Origin of the sequence: Flavobacterium galactosidilyticum (genome assembly GCF_020911945.1) — a bacterium.
Classification (GTDB): domain Bacteria; phylum Bacteroidota; class Bacteroidia; order Flavobacteriales; family Flavobacteriaceae; genus Flavobacterium; species Flavobacterium galactosidilyticum.
The window spans coordinates 388,110-410,062 of record NZ_CP087135.1 but is presented as its reverse complement, the minus strand read 5'-3'; the positions used below and the strand labels follow the sequence as shown (position 1 = coordinate 410,062).

Sequence of the window (21,953 nt, the reverse complement as noted above, 5' to 3'; positions counted from 1 at the left end):
CATAAATTAGTAAATTAAATTTTGTGATTTATTAGATTGCTTTATATATATTGCTATATGTGTAATGGAAATACCTGAAATGGGATCCTGAAAAAAAAATTAATTGTAATTAAATAAAAAAAAGTTTTTTTATTTGAACTAAAAATATAAATTTGCTCCACTACAAGTTTTATATAACTAAGATAATTTATTAAAAAACTATTAAAATTTAAAAAAAATGGCAAACGTTAAAAAAGAAAAAAGTACAAACGGTGGAGGAATGGTTTCTGGAATCATTATTGTTGCTTGTATTCTAGTTGGGGTATTAATTTGGAAATTTGTGATGGGTGATCCTTCAAACTTTGAAGGCGGTAATATCGAGACAGGGGTACCATTGAATACTTTAGGTCAAGTTTATCATGGAGGTGCGATTGTGCCAGTATTATTAGGGATGTTATTAATGGTTCTTGTATTTTCTATTGAAAGATATGCTGTAATTTCTAAAGCAGCTGGTAAAACTAAATTAGATAGCTTTATGACTAAGATACAGGCTAGTATCAAATCTGGTCAAATTGAAGAGGCTATCGAGGCTTGTGATAAACAACAAGGTTCAGTTGCAAATGCAATTAAATCAGCTCTAATCAAATATCAAGAAGTTAAAAAAGAAGGATTTAATAGTGAAGAAGCTTCAGAGACTATTCACAAAGAAATTGAAGAAGCAACTTCTCTTGAAATGCCAATGTTACAAAAGAACATGACAATTATCTCGTCATTAGTTTCTTTAGGTACACTTATTGGGTTGTTAGGAACAGTATCAGGTATGATTAAAGCGTTTGGTGCATTAGCTTCTGCTGGAACTCCAGATCAAGCTGCACTTGCAAGTGGTATTTCTGAAGCACTTATTAATACTGCAACAGGTATTGGAACTTCAGCTGTAGCAATTATCTCTTACAATTTCTTTACATCTAAAATTGATGATTTAACATATTCAATTGATGAGGCTGCGGTATCTATCGTAAGTACTTACAGAAGATTCAGAGGAAGTTTGAAGCAATAATTTTTGATAATTTTTATCAAATAAAAAACAAAAAGAATGGCTAAAATAGCAATAAAGAAAAATCCGGGATCTACAGATATGACAGCGATGTGTGATGTAGCGTTCCTTTTACTTACCTTCTTTGTAATGACTTCAACGGCAAAAATTCCCGAAGCTTTGCCTGTAGATACTCCTGCTTCAACAGTTCAGACTAAATTGCCTGAAACTGATTTGGCTACATTAACTGTAGGTAAAGGGAAAGTGTTCTTTGATTTGAAAGGAAAAGAAGTGCGCGCAAAAACTTTAGAGTTGATGGCTACACAGTATGGTGTTACTTTTACTGAAGAGGATAAACTTACGTTTTCAAGGATGGATGATTTTGGTGTGCCAATTCTTAATCTAAAGCAAATCATCGAAATGAAGGCTTCAGATAGAAGCAAGGCAGGTCAACCTGGAATTCCTACAGACTCTCTCAACAATCAATTGAAGGATTGGGTTCGTAATGCAAGATTAGCAAATATCGAGATTAACGATAAAGAGTTGCAAATTGCTATAAAAGGGGATGCAAAAGAAGAATATCCAGCCATTAGAAAAGTGATGGATATTTTGCAAGATCAAAAAATCAATAGCTTTAGTTTAGTTACTGGTTTAAGAGGAAAAGATTTTTAATAAAAAAAATACACTAAAATGGCTGAATTAAATACCGGCGACGGTGGAGGCAAGAAAGGTGGTAAAGTAAGAAGTCAAAAACTAAACTCTAAAGTAGATTTAACTGCTATGGTGGATTTAGCTTTCTTACTAATTACATTCTTTATGTTAACCACATCCTTGTCTAAACCTCAATCGATGAGCTTGGGTTTGCCAGATAAAGATCCAACTAAAGATAATGTGGATATGAAAGTGGACGAAAATCGTACCATGACTATTCTATTAGGTGATAACAATAAGTTGGTTTATTACGTAGGTTTATTAGCTACTCCAATTGCGGGGCCTAAAGATTTAACTTACGGAAAAGATGGAATTCGTAAAGAATTGTTGTCTAGGCAAAAATCAGTTTTGGCATATTCTGCAGGTTTAGGTAAACCTAAAAACGGACTGATTGTAATTATTAAACCAAGTAAGAAAGCAAATTACAAGAATTTAATTGACATACTTGATGAAATGGCAATTGTTGGTGTTGGAGATTTTGGTAATTACGCAATTGTTCCTGAGTTTTCTCCTGAAGAACAAAAATTGTTAGAAGGAAAAAAAGAGTAATCTTATTTCCTAATAACCTAATAATTAAGAAAAATGAAATTAGACATATTAAAAAACCAATGGCTTGATATCGTATTTGAGGGGCGTAACAAAAGTTATGGGGCTTATCAATTAAGACAAACCAACAGGAAAACCACTATTAAAGCGCTTATCATTGGTGCAATATTTTTTAGTGTTGCTGTTGCTGCGCCGCTTATCATAAACTTGATTCCGAAAGGCGAGGAAAAAGAAATTGACAGGGACATTAAGATAACTGCAATTAAATTGCCTCCTAAGGAAGAGAAGCCTAAATTAAACCTTCCGCCACCGCCACCACCAGCACCTAAAGTTGATGTGGTTAAGTTTGTGAAGCCAGTAGTGGCAAAAGCAAATGAGGTTACGGAAGAGCCGCCAAAAATTGTTGAAGTTAAAAACAAAACAATTGGTGCTGATAATACTAAAGGAGATCCTGATGCAGTATTAACTGTTGAGCCAGTTGGAACTGGTAAGGCTGCAGTAGTTGAGGCTGCTGATGATAATCAAATCTATAACACAGCAGGAATTGAGGTTAAACCTGATTTCCCAGGTGGTATTGAGAAATTCTATAAATTTGTGGGTAGTAATTATCAAACACCAGAAGAAGAAGGTCTTAAAGGTAAAGTTTACGTTACTTTTGTTGTTGAAAAGGATGGTTCTTTAACAGATATCAAAGTTATTAGAGATATAGGTTACGGAACTGGAAAAGAAGCAATCCGTGTTTTGAAAAAATGTCCAAAATGGACACCGGGAGAGCAGAACGGTAAAAAGGTAAGAGTACTTTATTCACTACCTATTACGATTCAATCTGCAGAATAATGTTGAATAAAATATCAAATAATAGTAAGAAGAAATCGCTTAAAGAGCGATTTCTTCTTGTTTTAGGAATTTTGTTTTTTCTAGTTTATTTCGTTTTAGGTTTATTTATTATATTTATGGATAATTTTCCTTTAGCAATGACGTTTCCGTATAGAGTAGCTTTTGGAATTATATTAATCACTTATGCAGCGTTCCGATTTTTCAGAATAATTAATGATAATAAAAACTAGGTATGAGAAAATTTACTAATCTTCCTTATTTTGCTTTAATCTTAATGGCGGTTGTCGTTTTTATTTTTTCTTGTAATCAAAAAGAAAATTCAAAGAAAAAGGAAACTGTTTTGAAAGGGAATGTAACTATTTATGTAGATGAAACATTGACTCCAATTATTGAAGCTCAAGCGGAGGTGTTTGAAAATAAATATCCAGCTACGATAAAATTAGTTTCAAAGTCAGAATCTGAAACGCTTAATTCCTTGTTTAATGAAAAGAGTGCCATTGCAATTTTGTCCAGAAATTTGACTCCAGAGGAGATTAAGATATTTGAACAAAGAAAAATTAATCCTAAAATAACTCCTTTTGCTACCGATGGAGTAGCGTTTATAATTAATAAAAATAGTGCAGATTCTCTGGTAGCTTTAAAGGATATTATTAGTTTTGTGCAAGGAAAAAACACTCCTTCAATTAAAGGATTGGTGTTTGATAATCTTAATTCAAGTACATTGAGATATGTTAATGCACTTGCTGGAATAGAAAGAAGTAGTCAAAAAGGAATATTCTCCTTTAAAACTAATGATGAAGTTATAAAGTACGTATCAGAAAATGATAATATGATTGGGGTTGTGGGTGTTAATTGGCTTTATGAGCCAAAACCAGGAATGAAAAAATATGTTGAAAAAGTAAATACTTTAAGAGTAAAAGGTCTTTCAGGTGACGCATCTTTTTTGCCAACACAAAATGATATAGCAGAAAAGAAATATCCTTTGGCACGTGATTTGTATATAATAAATTGTCAGGGTTATTCTGGTTTAGGTATGGGTTTCGCCTCTTTTATAGGGGGAGATATTGGACAAAGAATAATTTTGAAATCAGGGTTGGTACCTGTTAGAACTCCAGGAAGAAAACTTTTAATAAAGACAAAATCTAAAGATGATGAAAATTAAATTAAATACAATGAATATAAGTAAATTTACATTAGGTGTTGCATTATTTGCTTCTGCAATATCAGTTCAAGCGCAAGATATTAACCAAGCTAAAAGAGCAATTGATGCTGAGCAATATGAAAGTGCAAAATCATTATTGAAATCAATTATTAAAGAAAAGCCTTCAAATGGAGAGGCGTTTTTTACTTTGGGGAATGTATATTTAACGCAAAAAGTACAGGATTCAGCAAAATTATATTTTCAAAATGGGCTAAGTGTTTCGGATAAAGGTCTTTTGAACAATATCGGTCTTGGTCAAATGGATCTAGACGCTAATAACAGTGCTGCAGCTCAAGCTAAATTTGCTTTGGTAACTAAAGAAATGAGAAAAAAGGATTTTCAAGAATATATTTATATAGGTAGAGCTTATATTAATGCTGAAAAACCTGATTATAAAAGTGCTATTGACATTTTGAATAAGGCAGTAGCAATTAATTCATCTGATGCTCAATTACAATTAACTTTGGGTGATGCTTATTACGGTAATGGAAAGCAAAATGAGGCTTATGTGGCTTACAGGAATGCATTCCAAGCTGATAATACTTTGTTAAGAGCTAAAATGCAATTAGGTGTTTTGTTAAAAGGTGCTAAATCATACGATGAAGCTTTAAAAGCTTACAACGAAGTGATCGCAATTAATCCTAATTACGGCCCTGTTTATAGAGAGCTAGCTGAAACGTATTATAAGATTGCACGTAATAAACCGTCTCAAGCCGCAGCTAATTATAAAACTGCAATGGGGTATTATGATAAATACATGTCATTAACGGATTATTCTATTCATTCAAGAATGCGTCGTGCTGACTTTATGATTCTAGTGGAGGATTATGTAGCGTTAGAGGTTGAAGCGAATAAGATGATTGAATTGGACAAAGTTAATCCAAGAATCTATCGTTATTTAGGTTACGCAGCATACAAAAACGGCAATGTTGATTTGGCTATTAAGTCGCTTGAAAATTTTATTAATTCACCAGGAAATAAGGCAATTGCATTAGATTATTTATATTTGGGTTTGACTAAAATAAAAAAAGGAACAAGCGCTGATGGATCATCAATCGAGGCTGCTGCTTTGCAAGCAGGTCTAGTTGATATTAAAAAAGCTATCGAAATGGAACCGTTAGCAGTGCAAGATCTTAGTGAAGTGGGTAAAAATATGTTCTCTAAAAAACTTTATAGCGAAGCTGCTGCTTTATTTGAGTTTGGAGCAAATACTAAAGAGTCTACAACTTTTCTTGATGACAATATTTACTATGGTCTAGCGTATTATTATGCAAATGTTTATAAGGCAAAAGATGCTAAAGTAGATACAGTAGCGTTGGAAAAATCAATTGTTGCTTTCAATAAAGTTTTAGAAGCTTCTCCAAGCTACTTAGAAGCTTATCTGTATTTAGCAAGAACAAACAGATTGCTTGACAAAGATGATGCAATGGTTAAAAACTATGAAGATTACGTTGCTAAAACAATGGAGGCAGGTGCTGAAGAGGTAGCGAAAGATGCAGTGAAGGCAAAAATAATTGAATCTTACAATAATATAGCTGCTAGTTATGCTAATACTGATAAAGCTAAGGCTATTGAATATTTCAACAAAACATTAGCACTAGATGCTGCTAATACTTATGCTAATGAATCAATCAAGATTTTAAAATAATATAATTTTTTATAATTAAAAAACCGGTAGTTGTCTAACTACCGGTTTTTTTTATGTCTGTTGTTTTCAAGGGTAACTTTGTTTGTCTTTTTTAGAGTTGTGGGACATTAGTATTTGTAAGTTTACTTCACTTCATACTAAAATTTATCAAATTACTCAGTGTTTTCAATTTCTCTCCTTTTCTAATTAACTATCTTTGCACTTTAAATTTAATAAATGTTATCAAAAGAAGTACAGTTAGAAGTTAACAAAGGAGCAATGTTACCCTTAATGGAAGAGTTCTATACTATTCAAGGTGAAGGATTTCACACTGGTACAGCGGCATACTTCATTAGAATTGGTGGGTGTGATGTAGGTTGTCATTGGTGTGATGTTAAGGAAAGTTGGAACGCGGAGCTGCATCCGCCTACAGGAATTGATTTAATAGTTAGTAATGCAAGTAAGTATTCTGAAACTGTTGTTGTTACTGGCGGTGAACCGTTAATGTGGGACATGAACTTGCTGACTCAAAGGTTAAAAGAGCAAAATCTTAAAGTACATATTGAGACTTCAGGAGCTTATCCTCTATCTGGTACTTGGGATTGGATTTGTTTGTCACCAAAGAAAAATAAACTACCTACAGAAACAGTTTATGAAAACGCTCACGAGTTGAAGGTAATTATTCATAATAAGCATGATTTTATTTTTGCTGAAGAACAAGCAGAGAAAGTAAATTCTAAGGCTATTTTGTTTTTGCAACCAGAGTGGAGTAAAAATGATGAAATGACGCCACTAATTGTAGATTACGTAATGAAAAATCCAAAATGGCGCGTTTCATTACAAACGCATAAATATTTAAATATACCGTAAAAAAGATTATATTTGGTTATAAAAAACTATAACCAATGAAAAAAGTATTTTTAACTTTCGCATTAATTTTTCTAGCGAATATGGCAAGCGCTCAAGACTCTTTTAAAGCTGACGCGTTGAAAGTAATCGAACTGTCCGGAGCTGCTGGGCCAATGCAAATGGCAAAGGAACAGATTTTGCAAAGTATTCCAGAAGCAAAAAAGATGGAGTTCTCTAAAGATTTCGATGCGTCTTTACCAGCTTTGTATGCTAAATTAGCGACAATTTACATGCAAACTTATTCGGCAGAAGACGTAAAAGCAATGCTAGCCTTTTATGAGTCGCCAGTAGGAAAAAAAATTTCAGCTTCGGCTGGAGATCTTTTTAAGAAATCAACTGCACCTGGTCAAGAATGGGGAGCGGATTTACAAGCTATGATGATGAAGTATATGCAGTAATTAAAATAGACAGATAAAAAAGCCCAAATTGAAAAATTTGGGCTTTTTTATGCTATATAAAATTGCTGAAGGATTAGTTTTTATCGAACAGTTTTAAAATTGGAATAGTTAGATATAGCGGGAATATAAATTGGTTGATTAGAAAAGTGTTATTTTAGTGCTTGTACCTTCTTTAATAGGAACAGCTGTAAGTTAGCCTTTTGTTCTTATCATTTTTATTTTTATAAAGTCAAACACGCTAAGTAATCGTAATGCTCTCCTTCAAGTACTAATTCGCATTGCAGTCCATTTGCGAAAGCCGCATTTTGTAAAGTATTGTAATCAAGATATAGCCAAGGAAACGAATCTTCTTTTTCTCCCTTATAACTAAGTGTAAATTGCAACTCGCCATAATAACCATTTGCGGGTATTTCATAAGCGCCGTCTTCATCTGCATCAAACATGTATATGATATCAGAACTGTCAATCAAAATTTGTCCATTTGGTTTTAATAAGTTTTTTAGTTTTTGTAAGTATTGAGTTGTATTTTTCAAATTTCCAAAAATACCAGTTCCATTCATTAGTAATAAAACGGTATCATATTTATTATCTGAGGCATCAGAATCCATTTCGAGAATGTTTTGAACTTGAACGTTTAATAAGCCTCTAAGTTTACAGGCCGCAACAGCATTGTTAGATATATCTATCGAATGGACTTCAAGATTTTTTTCGTTTTGTAAATACAAACTGTGTATTCCAGCTCCACAACCCACGTCTAGCACTTTGCCATTTGCAAGTTGTAATGCTTTCTGTTCTAATTTTGGCATTTCTTTGAAGGATCGAAATAAATAGGCAACAGACATTTCGTCCTCTTCAGATATCGTCGTTTCAGTTATCAAATTCTCTGGAGCGTTATTGGTTTGGTAGTCGAGAATGGCTTTGCCAAAAAGATCTTTCATAGTTTCAATGGGAGGATTGCTAAAATCTATCCTCTTTATTTGTTATTATTTTATATTTAGAGCATGAAGTGATTACTTTTGTAGAATCAACTTTAATATTAAAAATTGAAACCTACTTTAAACGAACTTCCGAAAGAAGCCAAAGATAAGCATATCGAAAACAAAAAGTATTTTGATAAGCTAAAAAAGAAGACACCAAAAAATTTAGATTATGTAATGCAGGATCTACACAATGCTGAATTTAAAAAAACAGATTGTTTAAAATGTGCTAATTGTTGTAAAACGACTGGTCCGTTATTTACCTCTGCTGATATTGAGCGTGTTTCCAAGTATTTAAAACAAAAGCCACAACAATTTATCGAACAATATTTAAGAATCGATGAAGATCAGGATTATGTGTTGCAAAGTGTTCCGTGTTCCTTCTTAGACCAAGATAATACGTGTTTCATATACGATGTGCGACCAAAGGCCTGTAGAGAATTTCCGCATACTGATAGAAAAAAGTTTCAGCAAATCACGGATCTTACTTTAAAGAATGTAGGTATATGTCCAGCAGCTTTTAATATTGTCGAAGAAATGAAAAAAAAACTACCACTTTAGATTTAAAGTATGGTGCTGAATTAGTTTCTAATTCCTTCTGCAACTCTTGACTTTTATTCTAGGAAATTAAATTTTATTAATGTCAATTAGTGTAATTCGTGTTTTAGAAGTATTTTTGGCGAAAGCCCTATACTAAGCGGTTTAAATTATAATTAAATACATAGCCCACATTGAATTTAGAATACTTCATAGCCAAACGACTTATTACATCTAAGGATTATAAAAGCAGTATTTCTGCTCCGATTATTAAAATTGCAATTTCGGCAATTGCCATTGGTATGGTTATGATGATTGTTTCAGTAGCTACAGGTATTGGGTTACAACAAAAAATCCGAGAAAAGGTATCGGCATTTAATGGGCATATTGTTATTTCAAATTATGATAATAACCAATCTGAAGTCACTTTAGTTCCTATCTCTACTAAACAAAGTTTTTACCCTAATTTCACTTCAGTTCCAGGAATAAGTCACATTCAAGCCATTGCTACTAAAGCAGGAATAATTAGAACTGAAACGGCTTTTGAAGGGATCGTACTCAAAGGTGTTGGTAAAGATTATAAATGGAATAATATTAAAGAATACTTAGTCTACGGAAAGCTTCCTGATTTCTCAAAAGAAGTAAATCAAGACGTCGTTATTTCGCAATTCCTCGCAAATCGACTAAATCTTAAGGTCGGTGATTCCTTTAATACGTTCTTCATAAAAGAAGAACAAAATAAATTGCCTCTTAGTCGCCGTTTTAGAATTACAGGAATTTTCAATTCAGGATTTCAAGAATTTGATGCTACGTATATAATAGGTGATATAAGGCATTTGCAACGAATTAATAAATGGAGCAATGATGAAGTTGGAGCATTTGAAGTATTTGTAAATGATTTTGATAATATTAAAGAAACGGGTGAGCAAGTCTATGAGCAAACCTCTTCCACTTTAGATACAAAAACAATAATTGAAAAATACAGTTATATATTCGAATGGCTGCAGTTATTCGATTTTAATATCTTAGTCATTCTCGTTGTCATGATTCTCGTTGCAACAATCAACATGGTAGTGGCGCTGCTAGTTCTTATTTTGGAGCGCACTCAAATGATAGGAATATTAAAAGCGTTGGGTGCTGACAATTGGTCGGTACGAAAAATATTTCTTTACAATGCATTTTATTTAATAGTTAGAGGCCTCTTTTGGGGGAATCTCATCGGGATTTCGTTATTACTAATTCAACAACATTTCGGAATAATAAAACTCAATCCAGAAAATTACTATGTCAACCAGGCCCCCGTTTATTTAAATTTTGGTTATATTTTGGTACTTAACCTTCTTACAATAACAATATGTTTTTTGGTTTTGCTCATTCCTTCTTATATAATCACTAAGATTTCGCCAGTCAAAGCTATTCGTTATGATTAAGTTTTAATTTTTCTTAACATTTCCCTTTATAAAAGAGCAGCTAAAGCTAATTGAAATTTTAATTTCTTTTACAAAGTGTCGGGCTATTAGCCGCAAGTCCATGTCAAGTTTGATTCTGCTTTTCTAATCCCAATGCGATCCTGGGTTTAGAATCAGGGCTTATTGTTATTATTTGAAAATCAGGATCACTCCTATATATAAGGTATAGAGATAAAGCTTAAATTAATTATGCTCAATCATCGCTGATGGTTTCAGTCGTGGGCTGATCTACGGTTGGATTTCGTAGTAATAAGCGTTCGGGTACTTGCTATAAAAAGCGATACATAGGACTACTAGATATAGTAGGTATAAGAAGAAGCATAGGAGCGTGCCTAAAACAAGAACAATCAAATCAATCAAAAGACCCTACGGGACTAGTTCTTGCGTTATTTGAGTTACTCTATTTAAAGGGTAGCAATGATTAAGAAAAAAACTTTTCACTTCAAGCTTCAGGTTTAGAGCGGGTTAAAAAAAATGTTTTAAAATTTTTTAAAAAAGCGCTTAAAAAGTATTGAATAGTGTTTTAAACTCCCTACTTTTGCACCCGCAACAACGCAGGCGTTCTTTAAAATACTGACAAGCACATCAAATTAAGATTAGAAATTATTTTCTAAAAAAGATTTAAAAAAGCTTGTGAGATTCGAAAGTCCTTACTACATTTGCACCCCGCAAAACAAGCAAAGTTCCTTGACAGATTGATAAGAAAACCAGAAGAAAAGAGGGATAAAATTTCTCAAAAAAAACTTCAAATTTTTCTTGCCAGTTAAGAAAACAAGTTTTACTTTTGCAGCCGCTTCCAGAGACACACCATGTGAGTTGAACGAGGCGAAAAAAAACAAGAAGAACACGTTCCTAGACATATTGAATTGACAGCCGTCACGCTAACAAGCGTGACACAAGAATAAGAGTAATAGAATCGAAAGATTTGAATAACACCGATAGAATTGGAGTCGCATAATAATAGTCAAGCTTAGCTTGACGCACAATATACGATGAAGAGTTTGATCCTGGCTCAGGATGAACGCTAGCGGCAGGCTTAACACATGCAAGTCGAGGGGTATAGGTTTTCGGACCTAGAGACCGGCGCACGGGTGCGTAACGCGTATGCAATCTACCTTTTACAGCGGGATAGCCCAGAGAAATTTGGATTAATACCGCATAGTATAGCAGTTTCGCATGAAACCACTATTAAAGTCACAACGGTAAAAGATGAGCATGCGTCCCATTAGTTAGTTGGTAAGGTAACGGCTTACCAAGACTACGATGGGTAGGGGTCCTGAGAGGGAGATCCCCCACACTGGTACTGAGACACGGACCAGACTCCTACGGGAGGCAGCAGTGAGGAATATTGGACAATGGGCGCAAGCCTGATCCAGCCATGCCGCGTGCAGGATGACGGTCCTATGGATTGTAAACTGCTTTTATACGAGAAGAAACACTACTTCGTGAAGTAGCTTGACGGTATCGTAAGAATAAGGATCGGCTAACTCCGTGCCAGCAGCCGCGGTAATACGGAGGATCCAAGCGTTATCCGGAATCATTGGGTTTAAAGGGTCCGTAGGCGGTTTAGTAAGTCAGTGGTGAAAGCCCATCGCTCAACGGTGGAACGGCCATTGATACTGCTAGACTTGAATTATTAGGAAGTAACTAGAATATGTAGTGTAGCGGTGAAATGCTTAGAGATTACATGGAATACCAATTGCGAAGGCAGGTTACTACTAATGGATTGACGCTGATGGACGAAAGCGTGGGTAGCGAACAGGATTAGATACCCTGGTAGTCCACGCCGTAAACGATGGATACTAGCTGTTGGGCGCAAGTTCAGTGGCTAAGCGAAAGTGATAAGTATCCCACCTGGGGAGTACGTTCGCAAGAATGAAACTCAAAGGAATTGACGGGGGCCCGCACAAGCGGTGGAGCATGTGGTTTAATTCGATGATACGCGAGGAACCTTACCAAGGCTTAAATGTAGATTGACCGGTTTGGAAACAGACTTTTCGCAAGACAATTTACAAGGTGCTGCATGGTTGTCGTCAGCTCGTGCCGTGAGGTGTCAGGTTAAGTCCTATAACGAGCGCAACCCCTGTTGTTAGTTGCCAGCGAGTCATGTCGGGAACTCTAACAAGACTGCCAGTGCAAACTGTGAGGAAGGTGGGGATGACGTCAAATCATCACGGCCCTTACGCCTTGGGCTACACACGTGCTACAATGGCCGGTACAGAGAGCAGCCACTGGGCGACCAGGAGCGAATCTACAAAACCGGTCACAGTTCGGATCGGAGTCTGCAACTCGACTCCGTGAAGCTGGAATCGCTAGTAATCGGATATCAGCCATGATCCGGTGAATACGTTCCCGGGCCTTGTACACACCGCCCGTCAAGCCATGGAAGCTGGGGGTGCCTGAAGTCGGTGACCGCAAGGAGCTGCCTAGGGTAAAACTGGTAACTAGGGCTAAGTCGTAACAAGGTAGCCGTACCGGAAGGTGCGGCTGGAACACCTCCTTTCTAGAGCCTTAGTGTTAGTAGTAATACACGCTAGGGAAAGAAGACAAAGATTTTATAGGTATAGAATGTGGGTATTTTATTACTCTTGCTGTTAGTTCAAATAATACAATTAAGTAAAAGATAAACGATTTAGGATTGTTGAATGCTGATTATTGATTGCAGATTTTAAATCTGAGATCAAAAGTCGTTAATCATAAATCAGAAATCACCTTGTCTCGTAGCTCAGCTGGTTAGAGTACTACACTGATAATGTAGGGGTCGACAGTTCGAGTCTGTCCGAGACAACAATTACTTAAAAAAAAGAAGAATCTAGAGTTAGCAATTCACAACTCATTTGGATGTACGGTAAAGTTACAGAAAACTGAACACTGAAACATTGCCAACTGTATTGGGGGATTAGCTCAGCTGGCTAGAGCGCCTGCCTTGCACGCAGGAGGTCAACGGTTCGACTCCGTTATTCTCCACAAGATGCTGAAATAAATTCAGCATAAAAGTTCATTGACATATTGAGATAAGAAAATAATAAAAAGTAGAAAGCATTTTTTACTTGTTTATCATTAGGCAAGTAAAAGAAACGGCGCATTTTAATTAATGTGTTGGTACAATAAGCAAAATAAGGGCGTATGGGGGATGCCTTGGCTCTCAGAGGCGATGAAAGGCGTGATAAGCTGCGAAAAGCTACGGGGACGAGCACACATCGATTGATCCGTAGATACCTGAATGGGGCAACCCACTATGTTGAAGACATAGTACACCGATAGGTGGGCAAACCCGCTGAACTGAAACATCTAAGTAGGCGGAGGAGAAGAAAACAAAAGTGATTCCGTAAGTAGTGGCGAGCGAACGCGGATTAGCCCAAACCAAAGATGTTACGGCATATTTGGGGTTGTAGGACCACGACATTTGTTGCGGATAGAATTAGAATCTACTGGAAAGTAGAGCCATAGAAGGTGATAGCCCTGTATAAGTAATAGAAGATAACGATAGTGGTATCCTGAGTAGGGCGGGGCACGTGAAACCCTGTCTGAATTTGGCGGGACCATCCGCTAAGGCTAAATACTCCTGAGAGACCGATAGTGAACCAGTACCGTGAGGGAAAGGTGAAAAGAACCGTGAATAACGGAGTGAAATAGATCCTGAAACCATACGCTTACAAGCGGTCGGAGCCCTTTTGTGGGGTGACGGCGTGCCTTTTGCATAATGAGCCTACGAGTTAACGTTGCTGGCAAGGATAAGTGGTTAAGCCACGGATCCGTAGCGAAAGCGAGTCTGAATAGGGCGCTTTAGTCAGTAGTGTTAGACGCGAAACCGTGTGATCTACCCATGGACAGGTTGAAGCTGTGGTAACACACAGTGGAGGACCGAACCCGTTGACGTTGAAAAGTCTTGGGATGATCTGTGGGTAGGGGTGAAAGGCCAATCAAACTCGGAAATAGCTCGTACTCCCCGAAATGCATTTAGGTGCAGCGTTAGTTATAAAGTTATATAGAGGTAGAGCTACTGATTGGATGCGGGGGCTTCACCGCCTACCAATTCCTGACAAACTCCGAATGCTATATAATGTTCACTAACAGTGAGGGCTTGGGTGCTAAGGTCCAAGTCCGAGAGGGAAAGAACCCAGACCATCAGCTAAGGTCCCCAAATATATACTAAGTTGAAAGAACGAGGTTTGTCTGCCCAGACAGCTAGGATGTTGGCTTGGAAGCAGCCATTCATTTAAAGAGTGCGTAACAGCTCACTAGTCGAGCGGACGAGCATGGATAATAATCGGGCATAAGTATATTACCGAAGCTATGGATTTACGATTTATTTCGTAAGTGGTAGGGGAGCATTCTAACAGGGTTGAAGGTGTGTTGTAAAGCATGCTGGACTGGTTAGAAAAGAAAATGTAGGCATAAGTAACGATAATGCGGGCGAGAAACCCGCACACCGAAAGACTAAGGTTTCCACAGCTATGCTAATCAGCTGTGGGTTAGTCGGGACCTAAGGCGAACCCGAAAGGGACAGTCGATGGACAACGGGTTAATATTCCCGTACTAGTTATTACTGTGATGGGGTGACGGAGTGATGAAAGCGCCGCGAACTGACGGAATAGTTCGTTGAAGTACCTACCTATAAGGCCCGCAGGCAAATCCACGGGCTTTGGGGAAATACGATAGTACTCGGATACTTCGGTAGAAGAGATAGTGCGCCTAAGGGCTTCCAAGAAAAACCTCTAAACTTCAGGTAATAAGTACCCGTACCGCAAACCGACACAGGTAGTCGAGGAGAGAATCCTAAGGTGCTCGAGAGATTCATGGCTAAGGAATTAGGCAAAATAGACCCGTAACTTCGGGAGAAGGGTCGCCAGCAGTAATGCTGGCCGCAGTGAAGAGGTCCAGGCGACTGTTTATCAAAAACACAGGGCTCTGCAAAATCGTAAGATGAAGTATAGGGCCTGACACCTGCCCGGTGCTGGAAGGTTAAGTGGAGATGTTATGAGCAATCAGAAGCATTGAAATGAAGCCCCAGTAAACGGCGGCCGTAACTATAACGGTCCTAAGGTAGCGAAATTCCTTGTCGGGTAAGTTCCGACCTGCACGAATGGTGTAACGATCTGGACACTGTCTCAGCCATGAGCTCGGTGAAATTGTAGTAACGGTGAAGATGCCGTTTACCCGCAGTGGGACGAAAAGACCCTGTGCACCTTTACTATAGCTTAGTATTGACCTTGGATAAATGATGTGTAGGATAGGTTGGAGACTGTGAAGTGGCGTCGCTAGGCGTTGTGGAGTCATTGTTGAAATACAACCCTTTGTTTATCTGAGGCCTAACCCCGTGATTGCGGGGGACATTGCTTGGTGGGTAGTTTGACTGGGGTGGTCGCCTCCAAAAGAGTAACGGAGGCTTCTAAAGGTTCCCTCAGTACGCTTGGTAACCGTGCGTAGAGTGCAATGGCATAAGGGAGCTTGACTGAGAGACATACAGGTCGATCAGGTACGAAAGTAGAGCATAGTGATCCGGTGGTTCCGCATGGAAGGGCCATCGCTCAAAGGATAAAAGGTACGCCGGGGATAACAGGCTGATCTCCCCCAAGAGCTCATATCGACGGGGGGGTTTGGCACCTCGATGTCGGCTCGTCACATCCTGGGGCTGGAGAAGGTCCCAAGGGTTGGGCTGTTCGCCCATTAAAGTGGCACGCGAGCTGGGTTCAGAACGTCGTGAGACAGTTCGGTCTCTATCTACTGTGGGCGCAAGAAATTTGAGTGGATCTGATTCTAGTACGAGAGGACCGAATTGGACAAACCTCTAGTGTATCTGTTGTCACGCCAGTGGCATGGCAGAGTAGCTACGTTTGGAAGGGATAAGCGCTGAAAGCATATAAGCGCGAAACCCACCACAAGATGAGATTTCTTTTAAGGGTCGTGGGAGATGACCACGTTGATAGGCTATAGATGTAAAGGCAGTAATGTCATAGTCGAGTAGTACTAATAACCCGTAAGCTTATGTACGCTTTTCCTCCGTGCTTCGGCCCGGAGGAAGAAACTTTCTAATAATTTACTTTTTCTTTATCTCAGTATGTTAAGATATTGTGTAATGTTAATTAGCTCCAGGCTAGTTACCCATTGCAAAACGACCTTAAGGTGGTTATTGCGGCGGGGCTCACCTCTTCCCATCCCGAACAGAGTAGTTAAGCCCGCCTGCGCAGATGGTACTGCAGTTATGTGGGAGAGTATGTCGTCGCCTTTCTTTAAAAACCCTTCATCAAGAGATGAGGGGTTTTTTGTTTTATAAAAGGTTCGGATTCTATGAGTAGGGCCTTCTCCTTTCTTTTCTTTTCTTTTCTTGAATTTGTTTATGTCTTATTCATTTTCTTAAAAAAAGCGTTATTTTAGCTTTATTAAATATTCAAAAGATGTTATTATTTCAAAAGCCTATATGGGTTCTTATTATTAGTGTTATTCTATTTATTAGTACATCTGTAACTGCTCAAAAAGGTATTAATGCTGAGACTTTTCACAAGCATGACAAGTATCTTTCTGCTGATAAGATGGAAGGCCGTTTTCCAGGAACAAAACAGAATAATAAGGCTGCTAAATACATAAAAAATCATTTTAAAAAATATGGCTTAAAAAAGTTTAGTAATAACTACTATCAATCTTTTAAACTATTCGTTAAGCCTGATATCAATAAGATGAAATCAGGTACAGTTTCTGCTCAAAATGTTGTTGGGTATTTTGGAGGCTCTGATAGTGAGCTAAAAAATGAATTTATTGTAATAGGGGCGCACTATGACCATTGGGGATGGGGAGGAAAAGGTTCTGGTAGTAAAAAAAAGGATACTCTTGCAATTCATAATGGTGCGGATGATAACGCATCAGGTGTTGCTGCACTACTCTCTATTTTAGAAGAATTATCAAATTCTAAATTGAAGCCCAAAAGGAGTATAATTTTCGTAGCATTCAGCGGTGAAGAAGAAGGATTGTTAGGTTCTAAATATTTTGTAGATCATTTGCCTGTAAGTAAAAATGAAGTAAAAGTAATGCTGAATATGGACATGGTAGGAAGATTAAATTCAGAACATCATCTTTATATGGGTGGCGCTGGAACCTTTCCTGATGGGGTCGACTTAATGAAAAGGCTAGGAGTAAATAGTGGCTTAAATCTTATCGTGCATGCTGGTGAAGTTGGAGGTTCTGATCACGTTTCTTTTTACAAAAGTAATATCTCTTGTATTGGCTTTCATACGGGCGGACATCCACAATATCATACACCAGAAGATGATATAGAGTTTATTAACAGCGAAGGTGGTGCACTAGTATGTAAATATATTTATAATGCTTTAATTGAAATTGCTAACTATAAGCAGCCATTATACTTCATCAAACAAAATTAAGAAATCAAAGCCATTGAACATGTTGTTAATAAATCAGGTTATTTATGAATTTTTTTAGGTGTTTTGAAATATGAATTTTTAATCTTGAAAATATAAAAGTTGTAATTTTTACTTCTATAATGAAGATAAAATTCCTTTATTTAAAAAAATCTAATTATCTAGGTTTTATTGATTGTGTGTTATCTTATTGAATTTTAAAGGTCATTTTTTATTTGAAATAATAGTCTTTTTGTTGTTAAACTTATGAGGATATTTTGTTTGTAGTTGATAGCTTGTTATTTTTTGTATTGTTAAATATTTATTAATTTTTTGATTGTTTTAAGATAAAAATAACATAATTTTATCTTTTAATTTAATATAACCCCCAATCAATTATATTAATTTCAATATTAACCTATGAAAAATAAATTATTTTTATTTTTAATTTTATTATTTTTTTCTTTATTAGGAAGTAAAACTAAAGCTGGTAATTTTGAAAAAAACTTTAGCAATTCAAGAATAAATCTACACTTAGTACTTGATAGGCAGGTAATTGATACTGTTAAAAAAGCAAGTAAAGCTTTAAAAAACTCCAAGACAAAAGCACTTATACCTCCTCCACTAACCACCGCAGGAAGTTCTTGTAAGCTAGCAACAGATTCATTAGTAAGAGTTTTTATTACTGCATCTGGTGGGAGTGGTGACGCAATTGAATGGTTTTCTAATCAAACTTCAAATACAATATTGCATACGGGTTCTATCTATGGTCCTAATGTTAGTGAAACAACAACATTTTATGTTCAAAGTCATGCAGGAAGTGATGTCAGTATTAGAGTTCCTGTTGTAGCCTCTGTATATGATTCTCCTCCACCAGTCACTTTGATTTCTTTTCCTTCCAATGATGAGTTATGTGAAGGTTTGCCGATTTCTTTTTCTGCTGTTGGTGGCGGGCGGTGATGTTTTCGAGTTTTCTGTTGATGGAGCTATAGTGCAGGCAATGTCTACCAATAGAACTTATACAAGTAATTTATTAAAAAAAGGTCAAGTAGTAACTGTTAAGACTCGGTATGCTGTAAGTTTAGATGGTTCTCTAAATGAAACTGCTTGGGGAAAAGGTGCTGTTGAGGACAATATGCTTTCTGCTGCTCTATCTCCTAAGGCATCACAAGGGTATATTAGTGCTATAAAAATTAGTCCAACCGAAGATAAATTAGTTTTTGGTATACCCGGTAAATTAGAAAATAACAGGAGTATATTATTATTATTTCTTGACACAAAACCTGGAGGATTTAATATTTCGAATTATGGTGATGAAACCAATATAGTTCCATCTGTAAAAGGATTTAATTTTTTCAACAATAACCTAAGTACATTTGACTCTTATTTTCAAGCTGATTACTGTCTAGCAATTGCAACTGATGATGGCGGAACAAATTATTTTGCGGATATTATTGAATTAAAGACTGGAAATTCCACTAAGATAAGATTAGGAAATGCGTCTTCTGGAATGCCTTCCGCCAGTATGGGAGTTAATATCGGCAATTCTGGTGTAAATGATTATAATCGTGGATTTGAAGTTGAAGTTTTGAAATCTTTAATAGGATATACTATAGGAGATATAAAATTCTTTGCTTTTACAGTACAAGATGACAATGCAGTGGATTTTAATTTGACTAATTCTTTTTTAAGTCCTGAATTAACAAGTGGTTTGGATTATGGAAATGGCGCTATTAATTTTAATTTTAGAGATCCTAACCCTGTAGTTGTTTCAGCAGATGCTTTAATCCCATGTTATAATGAGGCGAGTATTTCTATTAATTTAATTGAAAAAACTACAATTGCCACTGTTGCTGCGAGTCAAAAAAACTGTACATTAACAAGTACCTCCCTTGGGGGTAATACTCCAGCGATAGGTATAGGAAATTGGTCAGTCAAATCAGGGCCAGGAACAGTTACTTTTAGCAATATAAATAGCGGTGATGCTAATGCCACAGTAAGTGCAGAAGGCATATATATATTTACTTGGACCATTTCAAATGGAGCCTGCTTGCAATCAACTGCCGATGTACAAATAGAATTTCGCTTTGCGCCAGAAGTTCCAACTGCTAGTAATCAAACAGAGTGTGCGACTTCGCCCATTCAGACTTTAACAGCTAAAGCAACAAGCCAAGTAGGAGAGACTGTTGTTTGGTATGATGCTCCAACTGGCGGAAATATAGTTGCAAACCCTATATTAAATTCTTTAGGAACTATTACTTATTATGCCCAGTCATTAAATAGTACAATTTTATGTACTAGCGATTATCGAGCTGCAGTGATATTAACTATTAATCAAAAACCAGTTATTCCTATAAGTGGAGGCAATAAAACCGAATGTGCTTCGTCTCCCATTCAAACTCTCACCGCAACTGCAACGGCTCATAGTGGAGAAACAGTAATTTGGTACGATGCTCCAAGTGCTGGAAACGTGGTAGCAAATCCTACATTGAACTCGGTAGGGACAATCACTTACTATGCTGAATCTGTAAATTATTTATCCTCTTGCACTAGTACAGCACGTACCTCAATAACTTTAACTATTAATCCAAAACTTGGTGCTCCAGTAAGTGATGGTAATCAAACGGAGTGTGCGACTTCGCCCATTCAGACTTTAACAGCTAAAGCAGCAACCCAAGTAGGAGAAACTGTTGTTTGGTATGATGCCCCAACTGGCGGAAATATAGTTACGAATCCTATATTAAATTCTTTAGGAACCATTACTTATTATGCCGAATCATTGAATAGTACTACCTTATGTACTAGCGATTCTCGAGCTGCAGTTACATTAATTATTAATCAAAAACCACTTATTCCTATAAGTGGAGGCAATAAAACCGAATGTGCTTCGTCTCCCATTCAAACTCTGACCGCAACTGCAACGGCTCAAAGTGGAGAAACAATAATTTGGTACGATGCTCCAAGTGCTGGAAACGTGGTAGCAAATCCTACATTGAATTCAGTAGGTACAATTAATTACTATGCCGAAACGGTGAATAGCACAACATTTTGCATAAGCGATTCTAGAACTGTAGTAACCTTAACAATAAATGCAAGACCTGATGCACCACCTAGTGGCGGAGATATTATGAAGTGTACAGATGGAACATCCACTCAAACTTTGACAGCTACCGCAATTGGTAATTCGATAACTTGGTATACAACTCCAGTTGGTGGAAATGCAATTGCTAATCCAGTCCAAGTTGGAGTGGGAAGTATAACTTATTATGCAGAATCCTCAAGTGGTATTTGCACAAGTACTACTCGTACACCTGTTACTTTAACAATTGTTGGAGTCGTACCAAATCCAACAGCAAATAATCAAACGGTTTGTTCTAATGGCACTTCTAATCAAACATTGACAGCAACAGCAGTTGGAAACACCATTAAATGGTACACAGATTTAGTGGGTGGAATCCTTGTTTCTAACCCTGTTCAGGTTGGGGTAGGAACCGCTTCTTATTATGCTGAATCTTCAATAGGAGATTGTGTAAGTGCATCGAGAACTAAGGTAATATTAACGATAACAGCAACTCCTGCAGTACCAATAGCAACTATTACTAAGCAACCATCATGTTCTGCTTCCGTAGGAGTAATAAAGATTTTATCTCAGGCAGGTGTTGAATATAGTAGTGGAAATACATTTCAAGATAGCCCCATCTTTTCTGATTTATCCCCAGGGAACTATACTATTAGTGTACGCTTTAAAAACAATACTTCCTGCGAAATTAAAGGTGCAGTTCAAATAATTAAGTCAATTCCTCAGCAGATCCAATTCGAAATCAACGGAAATTGTGATGATAAAGAATATATATTGACAGCTACTCCATTATCAAATTCATATGATCCTAATGAGGTTTCCTATCAATGGAAAGATGTTAACGGAAATATTGTAGGAACAAATTCTAATATTTTAAATGTTTCGGATTTGATTGCATCAAGTTCAGATAAAGAAACTTTCCCTTTAAATTATTCACTAACCATTATGTCTACAAATACAAACTGTGAAATAACAAAAAAGGTTACAGTGGAAACAATATTCTGTAATATTCAAAAAGGAATTTCACCGGATGGAAATGGATCTAATGATTACTTTGATTTAAGATTAATGGATGTTAAAAAACTTGAAATATTTGATCGTTATGGTATAAAAGTGTACAACTATTCTAATTATACGGACCAATGGAAAGGGCAATCCAATAAAGGAGAAGATCTGCCAAGTGCCACCTATTATTATGTAATTGAGTTTAATAATGGTGAAGCAAAAACAGGTTGGATTTATCTAATCCGATAGCAATAATAAATAAAATTTATTTTTATTGAAATCCAATAATT

General features: G+C 36.6%; 15 protein-coding genes, 2 tRNA genes and 3 rRNA genes. 19 read left to right on the top strand and 1 reads right to left on the bottom strand.

The window, feature by feature from the left end; translation table 11 throughout:
* Positions 1–217 precede the first annotated feature (217 nt).
* The 9 genes from LNP27_RS01855 (at position 218) to LNP27_RS01815 (ending at position 7,241) form a co-directional block, all read left to right on the top strand.
* Positions 218–1,036: a MotA/TolQ/ExbB proton channel family protein gene (locus LNP27_RS01855; RefSeq protein WP_229942825.1), complete on the top strand. Its 819-nt coding sequence runs from the start codon at positions 218–220 to the stop codon at positions 1,034–1,036.
* Positions 1,037–1,072: 36 nt separating this feature from the next.
* Positions 1,073–1,684, top strand: coding sequence for an ExbD/TolR family protein (locus tag LNP27_RS01850; RefSeq protein WP_229942824.1), 612 nt, complete (start codon positions 1,073–1,075; stop codon positions 1,682–1,684).
* Positions 1,685–1,702: 18 nt separating this feature from the next.
* Entirely contained in the window at positions 1,703–2,272 is a 570-nt protein-coding gene (locus LNP27_RS01845; protein WP_229942823.1) for an ExbD/TolR family protein, read from the top strand.
* Positions 2,273–2,305: 33 nt separating this feature from the next.
* Positions 2,306–3,106 carry an energy transducer TonB gene (locus LNP27_RS01840; protein ID WP_229942822.1) on the top strand — a complete coding sequence of 267 codons (801 nt, stop codon included), beginning with the start codon at positions 2,306–2,308 and terminating at the stop codon, positions 3,104–3,106.
* Entirely contained in the window at positions 3,106–3,336 is a 231-nt protein-coding gene (locus LNP27_RS01835) for a hypothetical protein (RefSeq protein WP_229942821.1), read from the top strand. Before LNP27_RS01840 ends, LNP27_RS01835 begins: the two co-directional genes overlap by 1 nt.
* 2 nt (positions 3,337–3,338) lie before the next feature.
* The gene (locus LNP27_RS01830) at positions 3,339–4,268 is read left to right on the top strand and encodes a PstS family phosphate ABC transporter substrate-binding protein (protein WP_229942820.1); all 930 of its coding nucleotides are present in this window, start codon (positions 3,339–3,341) and stop codon (positions 4,266–4,268) included.
* A gap of 10 nt (positions 4,269–4,278) precedes the next feature.
* Positions 4,279–5,955 carry a tetratricopeptide repeat protein gene (locus LNP27_RS01825; protein WP_229942819.1) on the top strand — a complete coding sequence of 559 codons (1,677 nt, stop codon included), beginning with the start codon at positions 4,279–4,281 and terminating at the stop codon, positions 5,953–5,955.
* A gap of 216 nt (positions 5,956–6,171) precedes the next feature.
* Positions 6,172–6,804: a 7-carboxy-7-deazaguanine synthase QueE gene (locus LNP27_RS01820; protein ID WP_229942818.1), complete on the top strand. Its 633-nt coding sequence runs from the start codon at positions 6,172–6,174 to the stop codon at positions 6,802–6,804.
* A 35-nt stretch (positions 6,805–6,839) separates the two neighbouring features.
* Positions 6,840–7,241: a DUF2059 domain-containing protein gene (locus LNP27_RS01815; protein WP_229942817.1), complete on the top strand. Its 402-nt coding sequence runs from the start codon at positions 6,840–6,842 to the stop codon at positions 7,239–7,241.
* Between the two features lie 221 nt (positions 7,242–7,462).
* Here the strand turns inward: LNP27_RS01815 and LNP27_RS01810 are convergent, their stop codons facing one another.
* Positions 7,463–8,179, bottom strand: a complete 717-nt coding sequence (locus tag LNP27_RS01810) for a class I SAM-dependent methyltransferase (protein ID WP_229942816.1) — start codon at positions 8,177–8,179, stop codon at positions 7,463–7,465.
* A gap of 105 nt (positions 8,180–8,284) precedes the next feature.
* Between LNP27_RS01810 and LNP27_RS01805 the strand changes: the two genes are divergently transcribed.
* The 10 genes from LNP27_RS01805 to LNP27_RS01760 all read left to right on the top strand — a co-directional run bounded on the left by LNP27_RS01805 (position 8,285) and on the right by LNP27_RS01760 (position 21,912).
* Positions 8,285–8,779 carry a YkgJ family cysteine cluster protein gene (locus LNP27_RS01805; RefSeq protein WP_229942815.1) on the top strand — a complete coding sequence of 165 codons (495 nt, stop codon included), beginning with the start codon at positions 8,285–8,287 and terminating at the stop codon, positions 8,777–8,779.
* 170 nt (positions 8,780–8,949) lie between these two features.
* On the top strand, positions 8,950–10,185 hold the full coding sequence (locus LNP27_RS01800; protein WP_229942814.1) for an ABC transporter permease: 1,236 nt from the start codon (positions 8,950–8,952) through the stop codon (positions 10,183–10,185).
* Positions 10,186–11,213: 1,028 nt separating this feature from the next.
* Positions 11,214–12,727, top strand: a 16S ribosomal RNA gene (locus LNP27_RS01795).
* A gap of 211 nt (positions 12,728–12,938) precedes the next feature.
* Positions 12,939–13,012 (top strand) — tRNA-Ile (locus LNP27_RS01790).
* Positions 13,013–13,117: 105 nt separating this feature from the next.
* Positions 13,118–13,191 (top strand) — tRNA-Ala (locus LNP27_RS01785).
* 138 nt (positions 13,192–13,329) lie between these two features.
* A 23S ribosomal RNA gene (locus LNP27_RS01780) occupies positions 13,330–16,218 on the top strand.
* 128 nt (positions 16,219–16,346) lie between these two features.
* Positions 16,347–16,456: ribosomal RNA gene (gene rrf, locus LNP27_RS01775) — 5S ribosomal RNA — on the top strand.
* The 16S, 23S and 5S rRNA genes sit together here with 2 tRNA genes alongside, the layout of an rRNA operon.
* Positions 16,457–16,622: 166 nt before the next feature.
* A complete protein-coding gene (locus LNP27_RS01770) occupies positions 16,623–17,603 on the top strand; it encodes a M20/M25/M40 family metallo-hydrolase (RefSeq protein ID WP_229942813.1) in 981 nt (326 codons plus the stop codon).
* A gap of 396 nt (positions 17,604–17,999) precedes the next feature.
* Complete coding sequence (locus LNP27_RS01765) at positions 18,000–18,539, top strand: Ig-like domain-containing protein (RefSeq protein WP_229942812.1); 540 nt, start codon at positions 18,000–18,002, stop codon at positions 18,537–18,539.
* 40 nt (positions 18,540–18,579) lie between these two features.
* Entirely contained in the window at positions 18,580–21,912 is a 3,333-nt protein-coding gene (locus LNP27_RS01760) for a T9SS type B sorting domain-containing protein (protein WP_229942811.1), read from the top strand.
* Positions 21,913–21,953 lie beyond the last annotated feature (41 nt).